At 70.8% G+C, this 23,798-nt stretch carries 25 protein-coding genes; 18 read left to right on the top strand and 7 right to left on the bottom strand.

Translation table 11 applies throughout. The features are described from left to right. Positions 1-87: 87 nt before the first annotated feature. From bagB to DFJ65_RS04590, 3 genes are read right to left on the bottom strand one after another with little or no spacing between them, the layout of a single operon-like run. Entirely contained in the window at positions 88-1,248 is a 1,161-nt protein-coding gene (gene bagB / locus DFJ65_RS04580; RefSeq protein ID WP_115922008.1) for an ArsA family ATPase, read from the bottom strand. Then, positions 1,245-2,267, bottom strand: coding sequence for an ATPase BagA (gene bagA, locus DFJ65_RS04585; RefSeq protein ID WP_115922009.1), 1,023 nt, complete (start codon positions 2,265-2,267; stop codon positions 1,245-1,247). The genes bagB and bagA overlap by 4 nt, the downstream gene beginning before the upstream one ends. A 10-nt stretch (positions 2,268-2,277) precedes the next feature. Further along, positions 2,278-3,006: an alpha/beta hydrolase gene (locus DFJ65_RS04590; protein WP_115922010.1), complete on the bottom strand. Its 729-nt coding sequence runs from the start codon at positions 3,004-3,006 to the stop codon at positions 2,278-2,280. Between the two features lie 101 nt (positions 3,007-3,107). Between DFJ65_RS04590 and DFJ65_RS04595 the strand changes: the two genes are divergently transcribed. Genes DFJ65_RS04595 through DFJ65_RS04615 form a run of 5 tightly spaced genes read left to right on the top strand, consistent with a single transcriptional unit; the run spans position 3,108 to position 6,706 of the window. Continuing rightward, positions 3,108-4,388: an NAD(P)/FAD-dependent oxidoreductase gene (locus DFJ65_RS04595; protein ID WP_115922011.1), complete on the top strand. Its 1,281-nt coding sequence runs from the start codon at positions 3,108-3,110 to the stop codon at positions 4,386-4,388. 37 nt (positions 4,389-4,425) lie between these two features. Beyond that, the gene (gene sp36 / locus DFJ65_RS04600) at positions 4,426-4,578 is read left to right on the top strand and encodes a Sp36 family protein (protein ID WP_115922012.1); all 153 of its coding nucleotides are present in this window, start codon (positions 4,426-4,428) and stop codon (positions 4,576-4,578) included. Positions 4,579-4,581: 3 nt separating this feature from the next. Further along, positions 4,582-5,043, top strand: coding sequence for a RidA family protein (locus DFJ65_RS04605; protein ID WP_115922013.1), 462 nt, complete (start codon positions 4,582-4,584; stop codon positions 5,041-5,043). 13 nt (positions 5,044-5,056) lie between these two features. Next, on the top strand, positions 5,057-5,902 hold the full coding sequence (locus DFJ65_RS04610; RefSeq protein WP_115922014.1) for an NUDIX hydrolase: 846 nt from the start codon (positions 5,057-5,059) through the stop codon (positions 5,900-5,902). 12 nt (positions 5,903-5,914) lie between these two features. Beyond that, positions 5,915-6,706 (top strand): MBL fold metallo-hydrolase, encoded by a 792-nt coding sequence (locus DFJ65_RS04615; protein ID WP_115922015.1) that lies wholly within the window; start codon positions 5,915-5,917, stop codon positions 6,704-6,706. A gap of 96 nt (positions 6,707-6,802) precedes the next feature. Here DFJ65_RS04615 and DFJ65_RS04620 read toward each other — a convergent pair whose 3' ends face one another. Then, a complete protein-coding gene (locus DFJ65_RS04620) occupies positions 6,803-7,480 on the bottom strand; it encodes a Crp/Fnr family transcriptional regulator (protein ID WP_281269854.1) in 678 nt (225 codons plus the stop codon). Between the two features lie 130 nt (positions 7,481-7,610). Here DFJ65_RS04620 and nth point away from each other — a divergent pair, with 130 nt between their 5' ends. Continuing rightward, on the top strand, positions 7,611-8,372 hold the full coding sequence (nth, locus tag DFJ65_RS04625) for an endonuclease III (protein WP_115922017.1): 762 nt from the start codon (positions 7,611-7,613) through the stop codon (positions 8,370-8,372). After that, positions 8,369-9,010, top strand: a complete 642-nt coding sequence (locus tag DFJ65_RS04630; protein WP_245950002.1) for an NUDIX hydrolase — start codon at positions 8,369-8,371, stop codon at positions 9,008-9,010. Before nth ends, DFJ65_RS04630 begins: the two co-directional genes overlap by 4 nt. 72 nt (positions 9,011-9,082) lie before the next feature. Here DFJ65_RS04630 and DFJ65_RS04635 read toward each other — a convergent pair whose 3' ends face one another. Both DFJ65_RS04635 and nhaA read right to left on the bottom strand, forming a co-directional pair. Then, complete coding sequence (locus tag DFJ65_RS04635; protein ID WP_115922018.1) at positions 9,083-9,472, bottom strand: phage holin family protein; 390 nt, start codon at positions 9,470-9,472, stop codon at positions 9,083-9,085. A 69-nt stretch (positions 9,473-9,541) separates the two neighbouring features. After that, positions 9,542-10,867, bottom strand: coding sequence for a Na+/H+ antiporter NhaA (gene nhaA, locus DFJ65_RS04640; protein ID WP_115922019.1), 1,326 nt, complete (start codon positions 10,865-10,867; stop codon positions 9,542-9,544). Positions 10,868-11,031: 164 nt separating this feature from the next. On the opposite strand from nhaA, the gene DFJ65_RS04645 reads away from it, so the two are divergent. From DFJ65_RS04645 to DFJ65_RS04680, 8 genes are all read left to right on the top strand, one after another. After that, complete coding sequence (locus tag DFJ65_RS04645) at positions 11,032-11,913, top strand: Fic family protein (RefSeq protein WP_115922020.1); 882 nt, start codon at positions 11,032-11,034, stop codon at positions 11,911-11,913. Between the two features lie 570 nt (positions 11,914-12,483). Further along, on the top strand, positions 12,484-13,176 hold the full coding sequence (locus DFJ65_RS18240; RefSeq protein WP_115922021.1) for a CpaE-like family protein: 693 nt from the start codon (positions 12,484-12,486) through the stop codon (positions 13,174-13,176). Next, positions 13,173-14,324, top strand: coding sequence for a TadA family conjugal transfer-associated ATPase (locus DFJ65_RS04655; RefSeq protein WP_245950004.1), 1,152 nt, complete (start codon positions 13,173-13,175; stop codon positions 14,322-14,324). The genes DFJ65_RS18240 and DFJ65_RS04655 overlap by 4 nt, the downstream gene beginning before the upstream one ends. After that, on the top strand, positions 14,318-15,010 hold the full coding sequence (locus tag DFJ65_RS04660; RefSeq protein ID WP_115922022.1) for a type II secretion system F family protein: 693 nt from the start codon (positions 14,318-14,320) through the stop codon (positions 15,008-15,010). Before DFJ65_RS04655 ends, DFJ65_RS04660 begins: the two co-directional genes overlap by 7 nt. Next, the gene (locus DFJ65_RS04665) at positions 15,007-15,495 is read left to right on the top strand and encodes a type II secretion system F family protein (protein ID WP_115922023.1); all 489 of its coding nucleotides are present in this window, start codon (positions 15,007-15,009) and stop codon (positions 15,493-15,495) included. Before DFJ65_RS04660 ends, DFJ65_RS04665 begins: the two co-directional genes overlap by 4 nt. 52 nt (positions 15,496-15,547) lie before the next feature. Then, positions 15,548-15,760 (top strand): DUF4244 domain-containing protein, encoded by a 213-nt coding sequence (locus DFJ65_RS04670; protein ID WP_115922024.1) that lies wholly within the window; start codon positions 15,548-15,550, stop codon positions 15,758-15,760. A gap of 5 nt (positions 15,761-15,765) precedes the next feature. Next, entirely contained in the window at positions 15,766-16,152 is a 387-nt protein-coding gene (locus DFJ65_RS04675; RefSeq protein WP_147301307.1) for a TadE family type IV pilus minor pilin, read from the top strand. After that, positions 16,136-16,522 (top strand): Rv3654c family TadE-like protein, encoded by a 387-nt coding sequence (locus DFJ65_RS04680; RefSeq protein ID WP_115922026.1) that lies wholly within the window; start codon positions 16,136-16,138, stop codon positions 16,520-16,522. The genes DFJ65_RS04675 and DFJ65_RS04680 overlap by 17 nt, the downstream gene beginning before the upstream one ends. Here the strand turns inward: DFJ65_RS04680 and DFJ65_RS04685 are convergent. Then, positions 16,458-18,797 carry a DEAD/DEAH box helicase gene (locus DFJ65_RS04685; RefSeq protein WP_115922027.1) on the bottom strand — a complete coding sequence of 780 codons (2,340 nt, stop codon included), beginning with the start codon at positions 18,795-18,797 and terminating at the stop codon, positions 16,458-16,460. The genes DFJ65_RS04680 and DFJ65_RS04685 overlap by 65 nt on opposite strands. 127 nt (positions 18,798-18,924) lie before the next feature. Here DFJ65_RS04685 and DFJ65_RS04690 point away from each other — a divergent pair, with 127 nt between their 5' ends. The 3 genes from DFJ65_RS04690 (at position 18,925) to topA (ending at position 23,772) form a co-directional block, all read left to right on the top strand. After that, on the top strand, positions 18,925-19,272 hold the full coding sequence (locus DFJ65_RS04690) for an STAS domain-containing protein (RefSeq protein WP_281269856.1): 348 nt from the start codon (positions 18,925-18,927) through the stop codon (positions 19,270-19,272). Positions 19,273-19,321: 49 nt separating this feature from the next. Then, positions 19,322-20,848, top strand: a complete 1,527-nt coding sequence (locus tag DFJ65_RS04695; protein WP_115924101.1) for a DUF7059 domain-containing protein — start codon at positions 19,322-19,324, stop codon at positions 20,846-20,848. A 137-nt stretch (positions 20,849-20,985) separates the two neighbouring features. Then, on the top strand, positions 20,986-23,772 hold the full coding sequence (gene topA / locus DFJ65_RS04700) for a type I DNA topoisomerase (RefSeq protein ID WP_245950006.1): 2,787 nt from the start codon (positions 20,986-20,988) through the stop codon (positions 23,770-23,772). Positions 23,773-23,798 lie beyond the last annotated feature (26 nt).

Genomic DNA, 23,798 nt, shown 5'->3' on the forward strand with positions numbered 1-23,798 from the left:
GCAACTCGCTGCTGTCGCGGCGCAAATGTGCCGGAATTCCGGCTCACCCGCCGTCCACCACCCGCGAGTTGCAGCACGAGTGTCCGGTCAGGCCGTGAGCTGCTCCGCGACATCCCGCAATTCGCTGATGTCGTTGACGTCGTGCCCGGCCGCGGCGACCTGTGCGATCGACACCTTCGGGTGCAACACCCGGAAGCGCTCGATCGCCTCGGCGTGGCGCACCCCGAGGTCGGTGACCTCGGCGTGCAACCGCAGCAACGCCTCGGTGTCCTTCGGTCGCCAGCCAGAGGTGCGGTCGAGCAGTTCGCCGACGGCGTCCGCCGCGTTGCGGGCCCGGGAGGCGTTAACTGACGGCACGTACGTCATCTGCACCCGGTTGACGACCATGCCGGCCAGCGGCATGCCGTCCTCCTCGAGCCGGTCGACGAAGTAGGCCGCCTCGCGCAACGCGTCGCGGTCGGGCGTCGCCACCACCACGAACCGGGTCGACGGGTCCTTCAGCAGGGCGTACGTCTGGTCGGCGCGCTCGCGGAACCCGCCGAACATCGTCTCCAACGCCGCGATGAAGGTCTGCGCGTCGGAGAGCAACTGCGCGCCGAGCACCTTCGACATCACCGCCGACACCGACGAGATGCCGACACTGACCACCTTGAGGTAGGCGCGGCCGCCGGCTCGGGCGGGCGCGGTCATCAACCGGATGAACTTGCCGTCGAGGAAGGTGCCGAGACGTTGCGGGGCGTCGAGGAAGTCGAGCGCCGACCGCGACGGGGGAGTGTCGACGACGACGAGGTCCCAGCGCGGCTTGCCCGACTCGTCCGTCTCGCCCATCAGCTGGCCGAGCCGCTCCATCGCCATGTACTCCTGCGTGCCGGCGAACGAGCTCGAGACCGCTTGGTAGAAGGGGTTGTCGAGGATCTGCTGCACCTTCTCTGGCGCCGCGTGCCGCACCACCACCTCGTCGAAGGTGCGCTTCATGTCGAGCATCATCGCGTCGAGGCTGCCGCCGGCCGACTCGTCGACGGTGGGCACCCGCTCGGGTTCGTTGTCGAGGTGCTCCAGGCCGATCGCCTGAGCGAGGCGCTTGGCGGGGTCGATGGTGAGCACCGCGACGCGGCGTCCTTGCTCGGCAGCACGCACCGCGATCGCGGCCGACGTGGTGGTCTTGCCCACGCCGCCCGACCCGCAGCAGACGATCGTGCGCACCTTGTCGTTCTGCAGCAGGTCGTCGATGTCGAGGGTGTCGGTCATTTCTTCTCCTGCTTCGAATCGGCCTTCGAGTCAGCCTTCGAGTCGGCGGCCTTCAACTCGGCGGCCAAGTGGCGCAGCGCGCCGCCGTCGACTCCACCGGGCACGAACGGCAGGTGCACCACCGGGCGCTCGAGCGCGCGCAGGTCGGCCAGCTCCTGCTGCTGCAGCTCGAGCCGGTCTCCGAGGTCGCGTCCGGCCTGCACCAGGCCGCCCACGAGGGTGGGGCCGACGCGCAATCCGCCTGCGGCCAGGTCGGATTCGAAGTCGGACAGGTCTGCGTCGTCGTCCTGCAGGATCTTCAGGGCGCGCCTGGACAGCACGTCGGCGCGCTCCTGGTTGACGACGATGTTGCCGATCGGCAGCCCGATGCCGCGCAGTTCGGCGACCGCGTCGATGGTCTCCTGCACCGGCATCTCCTCGAGCAGCGTGACGAGGTGCACGGCGGTCTCGGGCCCGGTGAGCAAATGCATGATCGAGTCGGCCTGCGACTTGATCGGCCCCATCTTGGCCAGGCCGGCGACCTCCTGGTTGACGTTGAGGAAGCGGCCGATGCGTCCAGTGGGCGGCGCATCGAGCACGATCGCGTCGTAGATCTGGTCGTGGTGCAGGCCGCGGCGGGCGGTGCGCCGGCGGGCGGCCTCGTAGACCTTGCCGATGAGCAGCACGTCGCGCACGCCGGGGGCGATGGTGGTGGCGAAGTCGATGACGCCAAAGCGTTCGAGCATGCCCTTGGCCATGCCGAGCTTGTAGAACATCTGCAGGTACTCCAGCAGCGCGGCCTTCGCGTCGATCGAGATGCCCCACACGGCACCGCCGTCCGCACGCGCGATGCGGGTCTCGACCTCACCGAGCGGCGGCACGTCGAACAGTTGGCTGATGCCCTGCCGGCTCTCCACCTCCGCGAGCAGCACCTGCTTGCCGGTGTCGGCGAGTGCGAGGGCCAGCGCCCCGGCGACGGTGGTCTTGCCGGTGCCGCCCTTGCCGGTCACGATGTGCAGCCGAGTGCCGTCCCAAGTCATGGCTTCGATCCTACCGGCGAGTAGCCAGCCGCCGGATGGCATCGACCACGGCGCCGAAGGTTTCGGCCGTAGGGGTGATGGGCGGCCAATGGTCGGCACCGGGCAGCTCGATGAGTTCGGGTGTGCGCGACGCGTCGAGCGCAGCGACCCGGTCGCGGTAGCCGCGCGAGATCTCGATCGGCACGTCTACGTCGCGGTCGCCGTGGATCAGCACGACCGGCTTCGGCGCGGGCGCGAGCCGGGCCGGATCGGCGTCCGGGTGGTCGTGTGCCGGCCCACCCAGCAGCATCCGAACGGCGCCGCCGCCGAGGTTGTCGGCGTCCGCCTGCTGCAGGTCGAGGCATCCGGCCAGACTCACCGCACCCGTGAGTGCTCGGCCCGCGGGTTGGTGCAGCGCCCACACCGCGAGGTGGCCGCCGGCGGAGTGTCCGACCACGACGGACGGTTCGTCGCCGAGCACGCTAAGCGCCGCGCGGACGTCGGCCGAGATCACCGGCCAGCGGCCCGTCTCCGGTCTGCGGTACTCCACCAGTGCGACCTCGAAACCGTTGTCGGCCAACGCGATCGCCATCGGCGCGAGGTGAGCGCGGTCGTACGCCGGCTTCCAGAAACCACCGTGGATCAGCGTCACCCGTCCGGCGCTGCCGCCGGCGTAGACGTCGACGACCTGGTCGGGATGAGGCCCGTAGGTGAGGGTGCGATCCGGGTTGCGGTCGAGCGGCTCGGGAGGGTGATCCACGGACGACCTGCCTCTCTACCCGCCGGTACGCCAGCGCAATGTGACCTGCGTCTTTACGGTGCTAGCGTCCAGACGTTTGCACGTTCCAGGGAGAGTCAAGCATGGCGAACGTCCTCCGTCCGGCGCACGGTGCGGGCACCCCGCACGTCGTGATCGTCGGGGCGGGAATGGTGGGTCTGTCGACCGCGTGGTTCCTACAGGAACACGGTGTGCAGGTCACGGTGGTGGAGCGCTCGGGTGTTGCCGCGGGTAGCTCGTGGGGCAACGCGGGCTGGATCTCTCCGGGCCTGTGCGTGCCGCTTTCCGACCCGTCGGTGATCAAGTACGGGCTGAAGGCCGTGCTCGATCCGAACTCGCCGCTGTTCATCCCGCTCAAGCCCGACGTCCACCTCGCCTCCTTCCTGCTCGGGTTCGCCCGCCGCTGCACCCCGGGGCAGTGGAAACGGACGATGGACAAGTACGTGCCGATGAATCGCCAGGCCATCGCCGCCTACCAGCAGCTCGAGGACGGCGGGGTCGCCGCCACTTCGCACGAGGCGCCGATCATGGCCGCGTTCCGCCGCGCCGAAGACGCCAAGGGCCTGGAACACGAGGTCGAGCTCATTCACGAGGCCGGACTCGAACTCGAAGCGACCGAGGTCGACAACGCCACCCTGCGCGCCGAACTCCCGATCGTCAGCCCCGACGTCGAGAAGGCGATCCGGCTCGGCGGCCAGCGCTACATCAACCCGGGCGAGTACGTCGACGCGCTCGCCTGCGCCGTCGAGCAGCGCGGCGGACGCTTCGTCATCGGCGCCAACGCCCGCGCCTTGCGGCACGGCCCGGGCGGCGTCACCGTCGAGATGATGAGCGGCGAACCGATCTCCGGCGACGCCGTGGTCATCGCGACCGGCGCCTGGCTGCCCGAACTCGCGAAGTCGTGCGGGGTGCGGGTGGCGCTGCGCGCCGGACGCGGCTACAGCTTCTCGGTGTCGGTCACCGACCCGGCGGCCCGCCCGGTGCCCTGCCCGGTCTACTTCCCGTTCGAGCGGGTGGCCTGCACGCCGCTGGGCGACCGGCTGCGCATCGGCGGCACGATGGAGTTCGCCGGCACCGAAGACCCGCTCAACGCCGACCGTGTCGCCGCGATCAAGCGCAGCGGACAGCCGCTGCTCACCGGCGTCGACTGGGACGACCAGCAGGACGTCTGGGTGGGCGGGCGCCCCGTCACCGTCGACGGACTGCCGCTCATCGGTGAGACGAAGGTGCCGCGGGTCTACGTCAACGGCGGCCACGGCATGTGGGGAATCACCCTCGGCCCGCTGTCCGGACGCCTGCTCGCCGAGCAGATGGTCACCGGCAAGGTGCCCGCCGAGCTCGCACCGTTCAGCCCGACGCGATAATCGAGCCGACCGAGATCACTCTTCGAAGGGAAAAGCCATGACCAAGTGGGAGTACGCCACTGTTCCGCTGATCGTGCACGCCACCAAGCAGATCCTCGACCAGTGGGGCGAGGACGGCTGGGAGCTGGTGCAGGTCGTCACCGGCGACGGAGGCAACCTCGTCGCCTACCTCAAGCGCCAGAAGGGCTGAACCATGTCCGCAGTCGAAGACCGCCTGTCCGAGTTCGGCCTCACCGTGCCGGCCGTCGCCGCGCCGGTCGCGGCCTACGTGCCCGCCATCCGCGACGGCAACCTCGTCATGACCTCCGGCCAGCTGCCGATGGTCGACGGCAAACTCGCCGCCACCGGCAAGGTCGGCGCGCAGGTATCGGCCGAGGACGCCGCCCAGCTCGCCCAGACCTGCGCGCTCAACGCGATCGCCGCGGTGAAGAGCCTCGTCGACGACCTCGACACCGTCCGCGTGGTGAAGGTGGTGGGTTTCGTCGCCAGTGACCCGTCGTTCACCGGCCAGCCGGCCGTCATCAACGGCGCCAGCGAGCTGCTGGCAAAGGCGTTCGGCGACAAGGGTGCTCACGCCCGCTCGGCCGTCGGCGTGGCGGTGCTGCCGCTCGACGCGCCGGTCGAGGTCGAGATCACCGTCTCGGTCACCGACTGATCAGGGCGGCAGGATGAGCGAGCCGCGCGTCGTCGAACGCATCTTCGCCCCGGCCGGCAAGCTCGGCCCGAGTGCGCAGCAATGGGTCGAGCACGGCTCCCCGACGGGTGTCACACCGCGCCGCGCCGCCACCGTCATGTTGCTACGCGACGCCGCCGACGGCGTCGAGGTGTTCATGATGCGCCGGGTCAGCACGATGGCGTTCGCGCCGTCGATGTGGGTGTTCCCCGGCGGTGGTGTCGACGACCGCGACTCGCACGTGCTTCCGCACTGGGCCGGCCCTTCGCCGGCGGAATGGGCGCAGCGGCTCGGTGAGCCGGAGGACATCGCGACGGCCCTGGTCGTCGCGGCCGCTCGGGAGGTGTTCGAGGAGTCGGGCGTGCTGCTCGCCGGACGCGGTGACGACGCGCTCGTCGCCCCCGACGAACACCCCGAGCGGGCCGCCGACCGGGCCGCGCTGCTGGCCCGCCAGGTGTCCTTCGCCGAGTTGCTCGCGCAGCGCGGCATGACGTTGCGCACCGACCTGTTGCAGGCCCAGGACCACTGGATCACACCGGAATTCGAGCCGCGCCGCTACGACACGTGGTTCTTCGCGGCGCTGATGCCGGCCGACCAGCACGCCGACGACGACACCACCGAGTCGGACGTCAGCCGCTGGGTTCGTCCCGCACAGTTGCTGGCCGACCTGCGGGCCGGCGACGCGGTGATGCTGCCGCCCACCGAACTGCAGCTTGAACGCATCGCCCGTGCGCCCGACGCGAACTCGATGGTCGAGCACCGTCCGCCGTTGATGACCGTCATGCCCGTGCCCGAGATGGGTCCGGACGGCGTGCAGCTGCGCGTCAGCTACTTCGACTGATCGGATCACGCAATGACCGAAAAGCCTTGGACCGGAGGGGTCGTCAGCGACCGCTCGACCGTGCTGCTGTGCCCCAACCCGGGTCCGATGACCCTCGACGGCACGAACACCTGGGTGCTGCACTCCACCTCGACCGACGAGGTCGTCGTGATCGACCCCGGTCCGCTCGACGAGACCCACCTCGAACGCGTCGCCACCCACGTCGAGGAGCTCGGTGCGCGGGTGGCGCTCACCCTCGTCACCCACGGGCACTTCGACCACGACGAGGGCGTGCCGCACTTCCTCGACCGCACCGGCTCACCCGTCCGTGGTGCCGGCCGCGGCGAAGCGTTCACGGACGGTGAGCGAATCACCCTGGGAGACATCGACCTTCGCGTGCTCGTGACTCCCGGTCACACCAAGGACTCGGTGTCGTTCGCGTGGGAGGACGAGCGGCTGCTGCTCACCGGTGACACCGTGCTCGGTCGCGGCACCAGCATCGTCGCCTACCCCGACGGCAACCTCGGCTCCTACCTCGACTCGCTCGACGCGATGTACGCCGCCGCGTCCGAGAGTGGGCTGATGCTCGCTCCGGGACACGGTCCGACCGCACCCGAGGCTGCTGCGGTCATCGACTTCTACCGCAAGCACCGCGCCGAACGACTCGACCAGGTGCGGGCGGCGTTGGCCGACGGCGCGAGCGACGCCGACGACGTCGCGCAGGCGATCGTCGAGCACGTGTACGCCGACGTGCCCAAGTCGGTCTGGCCGGCCGCGAAGGCCACGGTGCAGGCGCAACTGGAGTATCTCGGCGAGCGCTCGTAGCGCTTCAACACGCAAACGCGCGGGATATCGAGAACTGCCCGGGTAATGACCCGAGCGTTTCTCGATACCCCGCGCGTTTGCGTAAGGGGTGAGGTGTCAGCGGCTCCTACGCTGCAGGCGCTCGACGTCGAGCAGCGTCACCGCGCGCGCCTCGAGCTTGACCCAACCGCGCGCGGAGAAGTCGGCCAGCGCCTTGTTGACGGTCTCGCGGGAGGCGCCGACAAGCTGCGCGAGCTCCTCCTGGGTGAGGTCGTGCGCGACCAGCACACCCTCGTCCACCGGCTTGCCGAAGCGCTGGGAGAGGTCGAGCAGGGCCTTGGCAACGCGTCCGGGCACGTCGGTGAAGACGAGGTCGCCCAGTGCCTCGTTGGTGCGACGCAGGCGGCGGGCGAGCGCGGTGAGCATGGTCATCGAGACCTCGGGCCGCTGCTGCAGGAAGTCCTTCATCGCCTGGTGGCCGATGCCGACGAGCTCGGTGTCGGCGACCGCGGTGGCGGTGGCGGTGCGGGCGCCCGGGTCGAACAGCGACAACTCACCGAGCATCTCGCCGACGCCGAGGATGGCGAGGAGGTTCTCGCGGCCGTCGGGGGAGCGGCGGCCGAGCTTCACCTTGCCGTCGGTGATGACGTACAGCGAGTCGCCCTGGTCGCCCTCGTGGAACAGCTCCTGACCCCGCGGCACCTTGGTGCGGGTCATCGATTCCAGCAGGGCCTCGGCGGCCTGGTCGTCCAGTGCGGCGAAAAGGGGCGCTTTGCGTACGGCTTGGGTGTCCACGGGGGTCAGTCTGCCACGGCAGTGGCGTAGTTCACGTCCACGCCGTTGGCACGCGCCGCGACTGTCCCGAATTCGCACCCGATCACGGTCGGGCGGGCGGCTGTCAGGGGTGCTGCCTAGGCTGGCGGATGTGAAGCCGATCGACATTGCGGACGAAGCGCCGGTGGCCCGCACCCGGCGGGCTCGCAAGACCTACCGCGCGCTGCACGAGTTCTACCCCTACGCCCACTGCGAGCTCGACTTCGAGACGCCGCTGCAGTTGCTGGTGGCCACGATCCTGTCGGCGCAGACCACCGACGTCGGGGTCAACAAGGTCACGCCGGTGCTGTTCGCGCGGTACCCCGATGCGAAGGCGCTCGCCGAGGCCGACCGCACCGAGTTGGAGGAGTTGCTGCGCCCCACCGGGTTTTTCCGGGCGAAGGCCAACTCGGTGCAGACTCTGGGGCAGGTGCTGACCGAACGGTTCAACGGCGAGGTGCCGAACAAGCTGGCCGACCTCGTCACGCTGCCCGGTGTGGGGCGCAAGACCGCAAATGTGGTGCTCGGCGACGCGTTCGGCATCCCGGGCATCACCGTCGACACCCACTTCGGACGTCTGGTGCGGCGGCTCGGCTGGACCGCCGAGACCGACCCGGTGAAGGTCGAGCACGAGATCGGTGCGCTGTTCCCGCGCAAGGACTGGACGATGCTCAGCCACGTGCTGATCTTCCACGGCCGACGGATGTGCCACGCCAAGCGTCCGGCCTGCGGGGTGTGCCCGGTGGCGCGGTGGTGTCCCTCCTACGGCGAGGGCGAACTCGACGAGACGAAGGCACGCAAGCTGCTGAAGTTCGAGTTGGCGCCCGGTCGCGAGGACGAGCTGGAACGGTTGCGCGCGGAGTACGCGTCGTGACCGCCCCGGTGCCCGGCTGGCTGCCCGGCCTCATGCAGCGGGCCGGCGCCGGTGACTCCTTCTTCAACAGCCTGGGGGTGCCCGAGGGGCGCCGCTCGGCGGTGCTCATCCTGTTCGGCCCGAGCGAGGTGGGGGGAGAGGACGTGCTGCTCACCCAGCGGTCCGAGCACATGCGCAAGCACCCCGGCCAGGTGTCCTTCCCCGGCGGGGGCATCGACGACACCGATGTCGACGCGACCGCGGCGGCACTGCGTGAAGCGCACGAGGAGGTCGACCTCGACGCGTCCGGGGTGAGCGTGCTCGGCGAGTTGCCCGCCGTCCCGTTGACGGTCACCGGCTATCACGTGACGCCGGTCGTGGGCTGGTGGCACGACCCGTCGGAGGTGCACGCCAAGAGCCGCCACGAGGTCGACCGGGTGGCGCGGGTGCGCCTCGACGACCTCGTCGACCCGGCCAACCGGTTCACCGCGATCCACCCGTCGCGGCAGTTCGCGGCGCCGGCGTTCGAGGCCGGCGGGCTGTACATCTGGGGGTTCACCGCGATCCTGCTCGACGCCGTGCTCGGCCAGGCCGGGCTCGAGCGCCCGTGGAACACCGCCGACGAGCGCACCGTGCCGGCCCGCTTCCTGCGCCGCTGACTTCGCTTCCGGCGAACGATGAAGCCCCGGCCGTCTCGGCCGGGGCTTCATCCGTGGTTCTGGGGTGCGGCGTCAGGACGCCTTCGGCGGCTTGAGCGCCGCAACCGTCTTCTGCGCGTTGTCGATCGTCTTGACCGGCTTGCCCTGCATCTTGCTGAGCGCGCTCTTGCCCATGAGGGCGAGGATCAACGTGATCACCAGCAGCACGCCGCCGATGATCAGGAACCCGGCCCACTCCGGCAGTCCGGCGGCCACGAGGCCCCAGGCGGCGGCGGTGAGCAGGAAGCCGAGCATGTACAGCGCGACGACGCCGGCGCCGACGAGCAGGCCCGCTCCCTTGCCGCCCTTGCTCACGTCCGACTTGATCTCCATCTTCGCCAGCGCGATCTCGCCCTTGACGATCGACGAGAGGTCCTGCGACGCGTCAGCGACGAGCTGACCGAGTGTGCGCTCCTGGGCCATTCGAATTCCTCTTCAGACTTGCTGGACGTTTGGACTTCTCCACGCCGTGAAACCGGCGTGACATCGCACCTACCCTAGCGTCCGGTTTCCGTCTGTGGTTGCTGCACCGCCGCGACCTGGGCCACGTTGATACACGTCCGGGATGCCGTCCAGATCGTCGTCGCGGGTCTCGTCGTCGTGGATGCGGGCGTAGATCTTGTTGCGGCTGCGCAGCACGATCGTGGCGAGCAGCGCCGCGATGAGCGACCCGATGAGCACACCGATCTTCACGTGTTCGTCGGCGATCGACCCTGCGCCGAAGGCCAGCTCGCCGATCAGCAACGACACGGTGAACCCGACGCCGGCCAGCAGCGACAGGCCGAACAGGTCGGACCACGCGATGTCGTCGTCGAGTTCGGCGCGGGTGAATCGGGCCATCAGGAAGGTGCTGCCGAAGATGCCGACGAGCTTGCCGAGCACCAGCCCCGCGACCACCCCGATGGTGATCGGGTCGGTGAATGCCTTCGCCAGATCGCCGCCGACGAAGCTCACCCCGGCGGCGAAGAACGCGAACACCGGCACGCAGAAACCGGCCGACAGCGGACGGATGCGGTGCTCCAGGCGCTCGCCCAGACTGTGCCCTCCGGGGGCACGGCTGGCCGGCACGACCAGGCCGAGCACGACGCCGGCGATGGTGGCGTGCACGCCGGAGTTGAGCACCAGCACCCACGTGGCGACCCCGAGCGGGAGCAACAGCCACCAGGGGTGACTTCGCGTGCGTGAGACCCAGCCGAACGCCGCGACCGGCAGCACCGCGAGAGCGAGCATCGGCAGATCGAGGTCGGAGCTGAAGAACACCGCGATGATCGTGATCGCAATCAGGTCGTCGACGACGGCGAGGGTGAGCAGGAACGATCGCAGCGCCGACGGCAGGTGCGTGCCGATGACCGCGAGCACCGCGAGGGCGAACGCGATGTCGGTGGCGGTGGGCACGGCCCAGCCGCGCAGGTCGCCGTCCAGCAGCAGTTGGGCGACGGTGAAGACAATGGCCGGGACGGCGACCCCGCAGGCCGCGGCGACGACCGGCACCGTCGCCTTGGCCGGGTCGCGCAGGTCGCCGTGCACGAACTCGTGCTTCAACTCCAGCCCGACGACGAAGAAGAACACCGCGAGGAGCCCGTCGGCCGCCCAGTGCGCCACCGACAGGTGGATGCCGAGCGGTGCGATGTCGAGGTGGTGATCGGCGAGTGCGGTGTAGCCGTCGCGCCAGGGGGAGTTGGACCAGAGCAGCGCGAGCACGGTGGCGAGCAGGAGCAGCGCGCCGCCAACGGTCTCCTGGCGCAGCAGGGCGGCGACGCGTTCGGCCTCGGGCCATTCGCCGCGGGAGAAAAGACGGGGGCGGTTTGCGGAGCTCATGGGCCTCGCTTTCAGGGTAGGTGGCAGCAACTGCCGACCAGACTTCCCGGCACACCGTGGTGGTGATTCTACCGGCGCACGGACGGGGAACTCGGCGCCATACGGTTGGCCCGTGCAAAACAACGTGCGAATCAACGTGGAAATCAAGCTCTGCGCCGGCGTCCATGTCTGACGTCGTCGCCGCGGTCAACGCCCTCGCCCAGCTTCCGGAGGTGCCCGAGGCGATCGACACCGCCCGCGAGGCGTGCACGGCGCTGCGCTGGCACCCCGCGCTGCGACGGCGGATCCCGGAGGCGTCGGCCGAGTCGCGGGTGCGTGGCGCGACCGCCAGTGCCGCGCTCGACGGTGCCCAGATGTCGGTGACGATCGTGCGCGACGTGTTCCGTGGCGCACGCACCTGGCCGGCCGATCCCGACCCGCTCGAGCGGACGGTGGCTGCTGCGCTCCGGGTCAGCGCCGCGACCGAGCAGGTGCGCTCGATGGTCGTCACCTCGCCCCGCCAGGCGCTCGCCCGTCTGCACACTGCCGCGATGGCCGAACTGCTGCCCGCCGACCAGGTGGGCCGCCCACGCCGCGCCGGCGAGGACAGCCGGGAGATGCTCGAACTCGGGCCGGCCCCCGACGCGGTCGAGGCGACGCAGCGTCTCGATCAGATCTGCGAACTCCTTTCCCGCAGTGCGCAATTGCCAACCGTCGTTGTCGCCGCGGTGGTGCACGCCGAGCTTGTTGCAGCGCGTCCGTTCGTGCACGGCAATGCGCTGGTGGCCCGCGCGTTCGAGCGGGCGCTGGTGTGGGGGAGCGGGCTCGACCCGACCGGCGTGGCGGTGCCCGAGCAGGCTCACCACTCGATGGCCACCGACTACCAAGGCGCGATGGGGGCGTACGCGTCGGGCGACCCGCAAGGGGTGCGGTTGTGGGTGCTGCACGAGGCCGCCGCGCTCACCCGTGCCGCCGGTGCAGGGCACGACGTGTGCGACGCGGTGCTCGCTGGACGGCTCACTTCGGATTCCTCAGGATCCCTTGCATCGGACCATCGACAGGAGTAGACCTTTACTCAGGCAACAAGCCGCAGGACCGCCGCAACTGAACAGGGCACCCACGCGAAGGCAGTTCACAGAGTGGACAGCTCGTCCGGCCCCTCGAGGTTCGGCGACAACCAGAATGCACGCTTGGTAACCCTGCTGACGATGCGGTCGATGAAGCCCTGCTCCGGTTCTCGGAGCAGGGCTTCATCTCGTTCTGAGTCGTTGTTCTGCCGTCGTTCTGGGCCGTTGAGCGGCCGTTATTGGATACCGATGCTTTCTGTGTGGCGACAAAACGGCAAAAGGTAAGAACTTGGTAAGGAAACGGTCAGACCACTTGTTCCGATGGCCCTGCTGCTCGCACCATTGACATGTCCGCGCTCCCTTTAGAGGTCGTAGCGCAGTGTTCGTCCTCATCCCCCCTGGGTGACGAACACCGAAGGCCCCGCCGTCCCCCCGGCGGGGCCTTCCGCTGTCCGCAGCCGGATCGGTTCGGGGCCGGCTGATTCCACAGCCGCACTCCCCGTCGCCGGGCTTCCACAGAAGTCGGTTGGCGGCTGGTCGCCCGGGGTGCGGCGATCGACTCTTTCGCCCATGAACGGATTCGCAAGCGCCCTGCACCTCGTCGGCGCAGACGTGGCAGCTCCGCTGCGAGCAGCGGTCGTGCGCGTCGCCGCCGAGCGGGGCCACGAGCCGGTGCTCGTCGATCTCGACCCGTGGGCCGGCGGCAGCGATGTGCTGCTCGGGCTGGAACACGTGGCCGGTGTGCGCTGGCACGACCTCGACGGCGCCGACGGTGAGTTCGACGCCGACGGGCTGTTGCACCGGCTGCCGGCCGGGCCGCTCGGGGAGCGGGTGCTCGCCCACGACCGCTGGGCGGCGCGGCCGGTCGATCCCGACGTCGTGCGTGCGGCGATGCATGCGCTGCGGCTGTCGGCCGGGCTGCTCGTCGTCGACGGCGCTGTCCCGGCCGACCTGCCCGAACTGCGCCGCCCACGCGACCGGGTGTGGGTGGCGATCGGCGCCGACGTGCGCTCCAGTGCCGCAGGAATCGCTGCGACGCAATGGCTTTCGCTTCAGGGTGTGCAGCACCGCACGGTGCTGCTGCACACGGGGGCGGCTCCCGAGCACGACGAGTTCGACCGCATCGACGAGTTGGTGCGGGTCGGCCGATCGGAGTGGCGCGACCTCGATCGGGGCGTGCTCTGCGGACGTCGCAACGGGCCCCTGCGGGCGTTCGCGGGACGGTTGCTCGACGACCTCGTCGACGGGCAGGTGGCGGCATGAGCGGGTCGGTCGTCGGCAAAGCCATGTGGGAGCACATCCGCTCCGGCCAACCGCCCACCGCCGAACGCATCGCGACCGTCGCAGGGAGCGAAGCCGCCGTGCTCGGCGATCGCAACGCCTCGGCGCTCGGACGGCGCTGGAGCGCGGAGGTGCTCGGCGGCGGCCCGCTGCAACCGCTGCTCGACGAACCCGATGTCACCGACGTGCTCGTGAACGGGCCGAGCCAGGTGTGGGTCGACCGGGGCGGCGGGCTCGAGGCCGCCGACATCGACCTCGGCGGCGACGACGACGTGCGCCGGCTCGCGGTGCGACTGGCCGCGATCGCCGGCCGCCGCCTGGACGACGCCAGTCCGTGGGTCGACGGGCAACTGCCCGGCGGGGTGCGGCTGCACGCGGTGCTGCCCCCGCTGGTCGCCGACGGAGCACACCTCTCACTGCGCATCCCGCGCCGCGTCGGGGTCGGCCTCACCCAACTGTGCGACCGCGGGTTGTGCGACGCCGTCGGACAGCAAGTGCTGCGGCGTCTGGTCGAGCACCAGGTCGCGTTCGTCATCACCGGAGGCACCGGCAGCGGCAAGACCACGCTGCTCTCGGCGCTGCTCGCCCTGGTGCCGGTCGACCAACGCCTCCTCGTGGTCGAGGACGTGCGCGAACTGATCGTCGATCATCCGCACGTCGTGCGCCTCGAGGGCCGACCGCCGAACGTCGAAGGGGTCGGCGAGGTCAGCCTCGCGACCCTGGTGCGGCAGGCCCTGCGGATGCGCCCCGACCGCGTGGTCGTCGGCGAAGTGCGCGGCGCGGAGGTGCGCGAGCTGCTCAGCGCCCTCAACACCGGTCACGAGGGAGGCTGCGGCACCTTGCACGCCAACTCACCCGCCGACGTCGTCGCGAGGTTCGAGGCGCTGGGTGCGCTGGCCGGCATGACCCCCGCGGCGGTGCGGTCGCAACTGGCCAGCTCGGTGCAGGTGGTGGTGCACGTGCGGCGCGACGGCGACACCCGTCGGCTCGCCGAGATCGGCACGATCGGGTGGGACGGCGACCGGTTGCGCGTCACGACCGCGCTGCGCTGGGTCGGCGGCGCGGCCGTGCCGGCCGACGGGTTGCCTCGCCTGGAGGCGATTCTGGGCGGGCCGGGTACCTCATGCTGATCACCGCTGGGCTCCTGGTCGGCGCGCTGCTGCTGTGGCTGGGGCCGCTACCCGGAAGACCCGGAAGACCCGGCAAAGCACGCGGACGCCGCCGACGTCTGCCGCTGCCGCGCCGACGTGGCCACCCCGCCGAGGTTGAGGTCTGGTCGCTGGTCGTCGAGTCGGTGGCCACCGCCGTGCGAGCCGGGGCCGCCCCGACCCCGGCGTGTGCCGCCTGCTGCCGGGCCGCGCTCGACCTGGCGCCCGAGGTCGATGCCGAGGTGGAGTTGTTGGCCCGCACCGCGAGTGCAGGAGGTGACCTCGGCGCCGCGTGGCACGAGGTCGCCGCCCGCGTCGACGACCCGGGACTACGTGCGGTCGCCGCCGCGTGGCAACTGTCGGAGACGACCGGTACGCCACTGGCCGACGCCCTCGACGTCGCCGCACGCCTACGCCGCGGCGAGGTCGAACGCGCCGCGCGGGCGAAGGCGGCGCTCGCCGCACCCACCGCCTCGGTCAACCTGCTCACCGCCCTACCGGTCTGCGGCGCCGGCCTCGGCATGGTGCTCGGCGCCGACGTCATCGGCGTGTACGCATCGCCGTTGGCGCTTGTGACGGTCTTGCCCGGCCTGGTACTGGTCGCGGTCGGACGCCTGTGCTGCCGGCGGATGGTCGACCACGCCGGACGGATCAGGAGCCTGGCATGAGCGACGTCACCGAAGCGGTTGAGCAGGGAACGACGCAAGAGACATCCACCGTGCTCGACGCCGCGGCCGCCGTCGACCTCGTCGCGGTCTCGCTCGCCGGCGGTCTGCCGCTGGCCGACGCCCTCGGCGCCGTCGCCGAGGTGAGCCGGGGTCGGGTGCGCCGCGACCTGCGGCTGGTCGAGGCGGCGCTGCGCTGGGGAGTCGAGCCGCCGGTCGCCTGGCGCGAGGCCGGTGGGGTGTGGGCGCCGGTGGGAGTCGCCTTCACCCTCGCCGCCGAACTCGGCCTGCCACCGCGCCGGCTCCTGCACGAATGCGCCGACGAACTGCGCCGCAGCGAAGCCGCCCGTGGTGAGGCGGCACTCGGCCGGCTCGGCGTGCTGCTCGTGTTGCCACTCGGGCTGCTGTTCCTGCCCGCGTTCGCGCTGCTGGCCGTGGTGCCGGTGGTCATCAGTCTCGCCCGCGCGACCTTCGCAGGAATCGGGTGAGCCGGCGGGACCGTCCCGCCGGAAATGCACCAATCAACCAAAGGAGAACCGGATGAATCCGAACACTCTCGGCGCGGCGCTTGTCCGCCGGCTGCAGCGCTGCCGCGCGGCCGACGGGGAGGCCGGCATGGCCACCAGTGAGTACGCCGTCGGCATCCTGGCCGCCGTCAGCTTCGCGGTCGTGCTCATCGCGATCGTGAAGTCGGCGGCGGTCAAGACGGCCCTCACCGGCATCATCACCTCGGCTCTGTCGGTCGCGAGCTGACGCCGATGCGGACGCCGCCGCGAGCCTGCCCTCGACGTGAGGGCGAGTCGGGCATGGTCAGCGCCGAACTCGCGGCGGCGTTCCCGGCGGTCGTGCTCGCGCTGTTGTTCGTGCTCGGCGCGGCGCAGCACGGCATCGCCGCCACCCGCGCCCAGGAAGCTGCACGGGTCGCCGCCAGATCGGCGGCCCGAGGCGACCCACCCGGGCAGGTGCAGAGCCTCGCCCACCGGGTTGCTCCCGGCGCGGGTGTGGCGGTCTACGGCGACGGCAACCGGGTGCAGGTGCGGGTGACGGTGCCCGCTCGCGGACCCACCGCATGGATGGTGCCGTCGAGCCGGTTCGTCGCCGACGCGACGGCACTGCGGGAGGAGAACGATGACGGAAACCGTTGACTGCGAACGAGGTTCGGGAACGGTGCTCATCGCGGGCATCGTCGGTGCAGCCGTGCTGCTGTTCGGTGCGGGTGCCGCGCTGGCGAGCGCTCAACTGGCCTCGGGCCGGGCCCGCACCGCCGCCGACCTGGCCGCGCTCGCCGCGGCCGGCAGCACGGTACGCCTCGAACCGGTCGCGGGCTGCGCGGCAGCGGCCACCGTCGCCCGGGCGAACGGAGCGCGCACGACGCGCTGCACCGATCTCGGCGGCGGCGACTTCGAGGTGATCGTCGCGGTGCGTCCGGGTTTGGGCCGGCTCGGCGAGGCTACGGCGCGAGCTCGCGCCGGACCCGATCATGCAGTCGGGCCGACAGCAGGGCCAGCACCGTGATCGCGCCGTCCTTGTCGAGCGGCTCGTTGCCGTTGCCGCACTTCGGCGACTGCACGCAGGCCGGGCAGCCGGTGCGGCACCGGCACTCGCGCACCGCCGCGAGCGTCGCGTCGACCCAGCGGGCCGCGTCGTGGAAGCCGCGTTCGGCGATCCCGGCGCCGCCGGGGAACCCGTCGTAGACGACGACCGTCGGTAGGCCGGTGTCCGGATGGAGCGCGGTCGAGACGCCGCCGACGTCCCAGCGGTCCGACTGCGCCACGAACGACAGCAGCCCGATCAGGGCGTGCTCGGCGGCGTGCAGTGCGCCGGGCAGCCGGGCGCCGTCGACACCGGCGGCGGCGAGGGTCTCCTCGGGAAGGGTCCACCACACGCCCCGGGTGCGCAGGGTGTGCACCGGGAAGTCGAGCGGGTGCTGCCCGATGATCTCCCCGCCGGGCAACCGGCGCCGAAACCCGGTCACCTGACGGTGCACCACGATCTGGCCGTAACACCAGTCGAGGTCGGCGTGCTCGCTGCGCAACTCCACCTGCGAGATCTGGAACTCCTCGACGCTGGTGGCCCAGGTGGTCCAGCCCGGATCGCCGGCAGCCACCTCCGCGAGTGCGGCCTCCTGGTCGTACTGGGTGACGACGTGGGTGCGGCCCTGGTGCACGTACACCGCGCCGGTGTGCACGGTCGTCTCGGCGCGGTCGGCGTCGACGGTGCCGAGCACACGTCCGGTGCGCTTCTCGACGATGGCCACCGGGGTGCCGAGATCGCCACGCAGGTTCACGTGGTCGCCGGGGCGATCGTCACGGTCCCAGAACCACCCGCGCGGGCGCCGCCGCAGGATCTTCGCGTCGGCGAGCGTATTGGCGATCGCCGGCATCGAGGCGCCGAAGTAGTCGACGTCGTCCGGGGTCAACGCGATCTCGTACGCGGCCGCCGCCAGGTGCGGGGCGAGCACGTGCGGGTTCTCCGGGTTGATCACCGACGGTTCGACCGGTCGCCCGAACAGCGACTCGGGGTGGTTGACCAGGTAGGTGTCGAGCGGGTCGTCGGCGGCGACGAACAGGGCCAGCGACTCGCGGCCACTGCGACCGGCCCGGCCGACCTGCTGCCACAGCGACGCGGTGGTGCCCGGCCAGCCCGCGACGATCACCGCGTCGAGCCCGCTGACGTCGATGCCGAGTTCGAGGGCGTTCGTCGCGGCCACGCCGCGCAGCCGTCCGGTGCGCAGGTCGCGTTCGAGCACCCGCCGTTCCTCGGGCAGGTAGCCGCCGCGATAGGCCGCCACCTCCACGTCGGGGCTGCTCGCCCGGTGGCGCACCGTGTCGGCCACCCGCTCCACGCCGACCCGCGACTTCGCGAAAGCCAGCGTCTGCACCCCGTCGTCGACCAGGCGAGTCATCAGGTCGGCGGTCTCGGCGATCGCGCCGCGCTGCACGACGCCCTGCTCGGTGTCGATCATCCCGGGCCGCCAGAGCCCGAAGGTCAGCGCACGCCGGGGCGAACCGTCCTGCGTCACCGCGGTGACCGGGCGGCCGATGAGGGCGCTCGCGTGCGCGGCGGGGGAGGCGACGGTCGCCGACGCCAGCACGAACACCGGGTCGGCGCCGTACCGTGCGGCGACCCGGCGCAACCGGCGCAGCACCAGCGCGACGTGAGTGCCGAACACCCCGCGGTACTGGTGGCACTCGTCGACGACGACCACCTTCAGTGCGCGGAAGAACGACGCCCAGCGTTCATGGGTCGGCAGCAGGGTGTGGTGCACCAGGTCGGGGTTCGACAGGATCAGCGCGGCGTGGTCGCGGATCCAGCGACGTTCGTCGATCGGGGTGTCGCCGTCGAGCACGGCCGCCCGCACCGTCGGGATCGCCCAGCTGCGGATGCGGGCCTCCTGGTCGGCGGCCAACGCCTTCGTCGGCGCGAGGTAGAGCGCGGTGGCGCCGCGCCCGGTCGGTGCCGCGGCGCCGCGGCTGACCGTGCTGAGCATCGGCAACTGGTAGCCGAGGCTCTTGCCCGACGCGGTGCCGGTGCACAGCACCACGTCCGTGCCGTCGTGTACCAAGTCGACCGTGCGGCGCTGGTGGTCCCACAGGGAGGTGATGCCCGAGCCACGAATTGCGGCCTCCACCTGCGGGTCGACCCAGTCGGGCCAGTCCCGTCCTACGGCGTCACGGCCCGGGATGCGCTCCACGTGTACCAACCCGCCCGTGCCGACGCCGTCGAGCCGGGCCAGCACGGCCTGCGGGTCGAAGTCGGGGCCGGTGGGCTGGACGGAAGGAGAGGACATAAGTGCAGGGGGCACCCTAACGGCGGATAGGCGAAAGCGGGTGGTTCAGCGTATGGTGCACTGCGAGCGCATGCTTCGCATGCCGCCTACTCGATGTGGATGGGGACTTCGCAAAGTGGATCTGACGGTGACACGGCGCCAGCAGGACGGGCGCTCGATCCTTCACCTCGTCGGCGAGATCGACGTGTCGACGGCCCCGAGGCTACGCGACGAGCTGAGCCGGGTGATCTCCGAGGGATCCCACGACCTGATCGTCGACCTGTCCGACGTCCCGTTCCTCGACTCCACCGGTCTCGGTGTGCTCGTCGGACGGCTCAAGGCGGTGCGTCTGCTCGACGGTGACCTGGTGCTCGCCGGTGCCCAGGAGCGCACCCTGCGCAACTTCCGCATCACGGGTCTCGACCAGGTGTTCCGACTGTTCGACTCCGTCGACGCGGCCCTCGCCGCCCGGGTCGAGCCCGACGCCGCGTCCTGACCCCGTCCCGACCTCGCGCCGGCACCATCCAGGAATCCGCGTGACTTTCATGCCTTCGTCACCCGTACGAACCCCACAAACTCACGCGGATTCCACCGGGCTGCGGGTGCTTCCGGAAGTGCTGGCCGCGCTCGACGCCGACCTGCGCGCGGCCGATTTCACGGTCGACGGCGTGCAGCAGCGTCTCGGCCCCGTCGCCTCGGCGGCCCTCGACCGCGAACAGAGTGTGCCGGCCAAGCGGGTCGTCACCACCGACGCCCCGCTCGACGTGCTGATCCGGCTGTTCGGGCTCGGCGGCGCCGAACGCGACGAACACATCGATGCGGCCCTGCCGGGCTGTCGAGCAGCAGGCCTGCGCGCCCTCGGGCTCCTCGACGACGACGGGCGGGCGCGCTTCGACCTGCACCCGCACGCCGACGAGGCGCACTCCTGGTGGGTGCTGTCGGACCTCTCCGAACTCGTCACCGGCGGCCCGCTGCCCGACGACTACGTGCTCGGCATCGGTGGGGCCTCGACCACCCTGGCGTCCTGGACGGTGCGCCGTCCGGCGGGGCGAGCGCTCGACCTGGGCGCCGGGTGCGGCATCCAGGCGCTGCACCTCGACGCGCACGTTCGGCAGGTCGTCGCCACCGACATCGCCGCGCGGGCCGTCGAGATCCTGGAGTTCAACGCCGCGCTCGCCGGCACCGACTGGCAGGTGCGCCGCGGTTCGCTGTTCGAGCCGGTCGCGGGGGAGCGGTTCGAACTCATCGTCAGCAACCCGCCGTTCGTCATCACCCCGCGCGTGGCGGGCGTGCCGCTGATGGAGTACCGCGACGGCGGAATGGTGGGTGATTCTCTTGTCCGCACCGTCGTCCATCAGGTCGAAGCGCATCTCGAACCCGGCGGCGTCGCCCAACTCCTCGGCAACTGGGAGGTGCCGGCCGGCACCGACTGGCAGGACGTCGTCCGGCAGTGGCTCGCCCCGACCGAGCTGGACGCCTGGGTCGTCCAGCGCGAGACGCAGGACCCGGCCGAGTACGCCGAACTGTGGATCCGCGATGGGGGTCACCGTCCCGGTACCGAGGCGTACGAGCGCATGTATGCCGCCTGGCTGGACGACTTCGACGCCCGCGGCGTCGCAAGCATCGGTTTCGGCGTCATCACGCTGCAACGTCCGGCGACCAAGCGCCGCCGCTTCCAGGTGCTCGAAGAACACAGCGGCCCGGTCGCCTCGCCGATGGGCCCGGCCGTCGACGCCGAACTCGCGGCGCTCACCTGGTGCGCCGAGCATCCGGACGAGGTGCTCGACCAGAACTGGCGGGTCGCCGACGACGTCACCGAGGAACGGTTCGCCGCTCCCGGCGCCGACGACCCATCGGTCATCCGCATTACCCAGGTCGGCGGGCTCGGCCGGCAGCTGCACATCGACACCGCGATCTCCGCCTACCTGAGTGTCGCCGACGGCGACCTCACCGCCCGTCAGGCGCTCGTCGCCATCGCAACCCTGCTCGAACGCGACGAGCGCGATCTGCTCGAACGTGCGCAGCCGATCGTGACCCGGCTCGTGGAGACCGGCTTCCTGGTCCGCACCTGACGCGACGCCGGTGAGGTGCGCCACACCGGCGTGGGCCGATTCAGCGCAAACCTGCGGCAGGCGTTACCTTCAAGGCGGCTCGCGTCGAAGCAGCGACGAATCCGCTGCACGCAGCCGCAGACAAGGAGCACATCGAAGTGTCGCGCAAGCTGGTCATCGTCGAGTCGCCCGCCAAGGCGAAGAAAATCGGCAGCTTCCTCGGGTCCGACTACGTAGTCGACGCGAGCGCCGGTCACATCCGTGACCTGCCCACCCCGTCCGAACTGCCGGCCGACATGAAGAAGGGCCCGTTCGGCAAGTTCGCGGTCAACGTCGACGACGGTTTCGAGCCCTACTACGTGGTCGACGCCGACAAGAAGAAGAAGGTCACCGAGCTGCGGCGCGCGCTCAAGGACGCCGACGAACTCCTGCTCGCCACCGATGAGGACCGCGAGGGCGAGGCCATCGCGTGGCACCTGCTCGAGGTGCTGAAGCCCAAGGTGCCGGTCAAGCGCATGGTGTTCCACGAGATCACCAAGGAAGCGATCCAGCGCGCCGCCAACAACACCCGCGACCTCGACACCTACCTGGTCGACGCGCAGGAGACCCGCCGCATCCTCGACCGCCTCTACGGCTACGAGGTGTCGCCGGTGCTGTGGCGCAAGGTGCGTCAGGGCCTCTCCGGCGGACGCGTGCAGTCGGTCGTCACCCGGATGATCGTCGAGCGTGAGCGCGAGCGGATGGCGTTCAAGGCGGCCTCCTACTGGGACGTCGACGGTGAGTTCACGGTCGACGGCGGCCAGCAGTTTGGGGCCCGCCTCAGCGCCCTCGACGGCACCCGCGTCGCCACCGGACGCGACTTCGCCGACACCGGCGAACTCGTCACCAAGGATGTCGTCCACCTCGACTCGCAGCGGGCCAACGCGCTCGCCGAGGCCGTGCGCGCCAGCCACGCCGACGTCACCTCGGTGCAGGAGAAGCCCTACACCCGTCGTCCGAGCGCGCCGTTCATCACCTCGACGCTGCAGCAGGAGGCCAGCCGCAAGCTGCGCCTGTCGAGCCGGGAGACGATGCGCGCTGCGCAGCGCCTCTACGAGGACGGCTTCATCACCTACATGCGTACCGACTCGGTCGTGCTGTCGGAGTCGGCGCTCACCGCCGCCCGCAGCCAGGCCCGCGACCTGTACGGCGCGGAGTACGTGCCCGACGCGCCGCGCCGCTACGCCGGCAAGGCGAAGGGCGCCCAGGAGGCGCACGAGGCGATCCGCCCGGCCGGTGACCGGTTCCGCACCCCGGCCCAGGTGGCCGGTGAACTGCGCGGCACCGAGTTCGCTCTCTACGAGCTCATCTGGAAGCGCACCGTCGCCTCGCAGATGGCCGACGCCCGCGGTTCGACCGCCACCGTGAAGCTGGCCGTGCCGGTCGACGCCGCCGGGGCGAAGAGCGCCGAGTTCACCGCGTCCGGCACCGTCATCACCTTCCGTGGGTTCCTCGCCGCCTACGAGGAGGGCCGCGACGTCGAGCGCAACGCCGACGGCGCCACCGAACGGCGGTTGCCGAAGCTGTCCGAAGGTGTGCGTCTGGAGGTCGAGGACGCCGAGGCCAAGGGCCACGAGACCTCGCCGCCGCCGCGCTACACCGAGGCCTCGATCGTCAAGGCAATGGAGGAGAAGGGCATCGGCCGCCCCTCGACCTACGAACCGACGATCGCCACGATCACCAACCGCGGCTACATCAACAAGCGCGGCTCGGCGCTCATCCCGACCTGGCTCGCGTTCGCGGTGACCCGGCTCATGGAGGAGCACTTCCCGAGCCTGGTCGACTACGACTTCACCGCCTCGATGGAGGAGGACCTCGACCGCATCGCCGCCGGCGACGAGCAGCGGGTGGCCTGGCTGACGAAGTTCTACTTCGGCGGTCAGGGCCAGACGGCGCAGCAGTCGCGCGAGGGCTTGCACCGCATGGTCGAGGACCTCGGTGAGATCGACGCCCGCGAGATCTCCACCATCCGCCTCGGCGAGAACCTCGCCGTGCGCGTCGGCCGGTACGGGCCGTACGTCACCGAGCTCGCGCCGTCCGGCATCGACCCGGAGACCGGCGAGATGCTCGAGGGCGCCGAGGTGAAAGACCCGCGCCGCGCCTCGATCACCGACGACATCGCGCCCGACGAGATGACGCCGGAGAAGGCGCGCGAACTGTTGGAGCAGGCCGGCGACGACGGACGCGTGCTCGGCACCGACCCCGCCACCGGTCACGAGATCGTGGCGCGGGCCGGCCGGTACGGGCCGTACGTCACCGAGGTGCTGCCCGAGCCCGAGGGCGAGGAGAAGCCGAAGCGTGGGGCCAAGAAGCCCAAGCCGCGCACCGCGTCGCTGTTCAAGGACATGGACCTCGGCACGATCGAACTCGACACCGCGCTGAAGCTGCTCAGCCTGCCGCGGGTGGTCGGTGAGACCACCGACGACAACGGTGAGCCGGTGCAGATCACCGCGCAGAACGGGCGGTACGGGCCGTACCTGAAGAAGGGCACCGACTCGCGCTCGCTGCAGACCGAGGCGCAGATCTTCGACATCACGCTCGACGAGGCGTTGGCGATCTACGCCCAGCCCAAGCAGCGCGGACGCGCCGCCGCGGCGCCGCTGAAGGAACTCGGCGCCGACCCGGTGTCGGGCAAGCCGGTCGTGGTGAAGGACGGCCGGTTCGGCCCGTACGTCACCGACGGCGAGACCAACGCGACCCTGCGCAAGGACGACGACCCGTCGACGATCACGCCGGAGCGCGGCTTCGAGTTGCTCGCCGAGAAGCGCGCGAAGGGCCCGACCACGCGCAAGCGGGCCGCCAAGAAGACGGCGAAGAAGGCCACCACGAAGAAGACCGCCGCCAAGAAGACGACGGCCAAGAAGACAACGGCGAAGAAGACGACGGCGGCCAAGAAGTCGAGCTGACCTCGAGTCGCCACGCAGCGGGACCC

Origin of the sequence: Calidifontibacter indicus (assembly GCF_003386865.1) — a bacterium.
Taxonomy (GTDB): domain Bacteria; phylum Actinomycetota; class Actinomycetes; order Actinomycetales; family Dermatophilaceae; genus Yimella; species Yimella indica.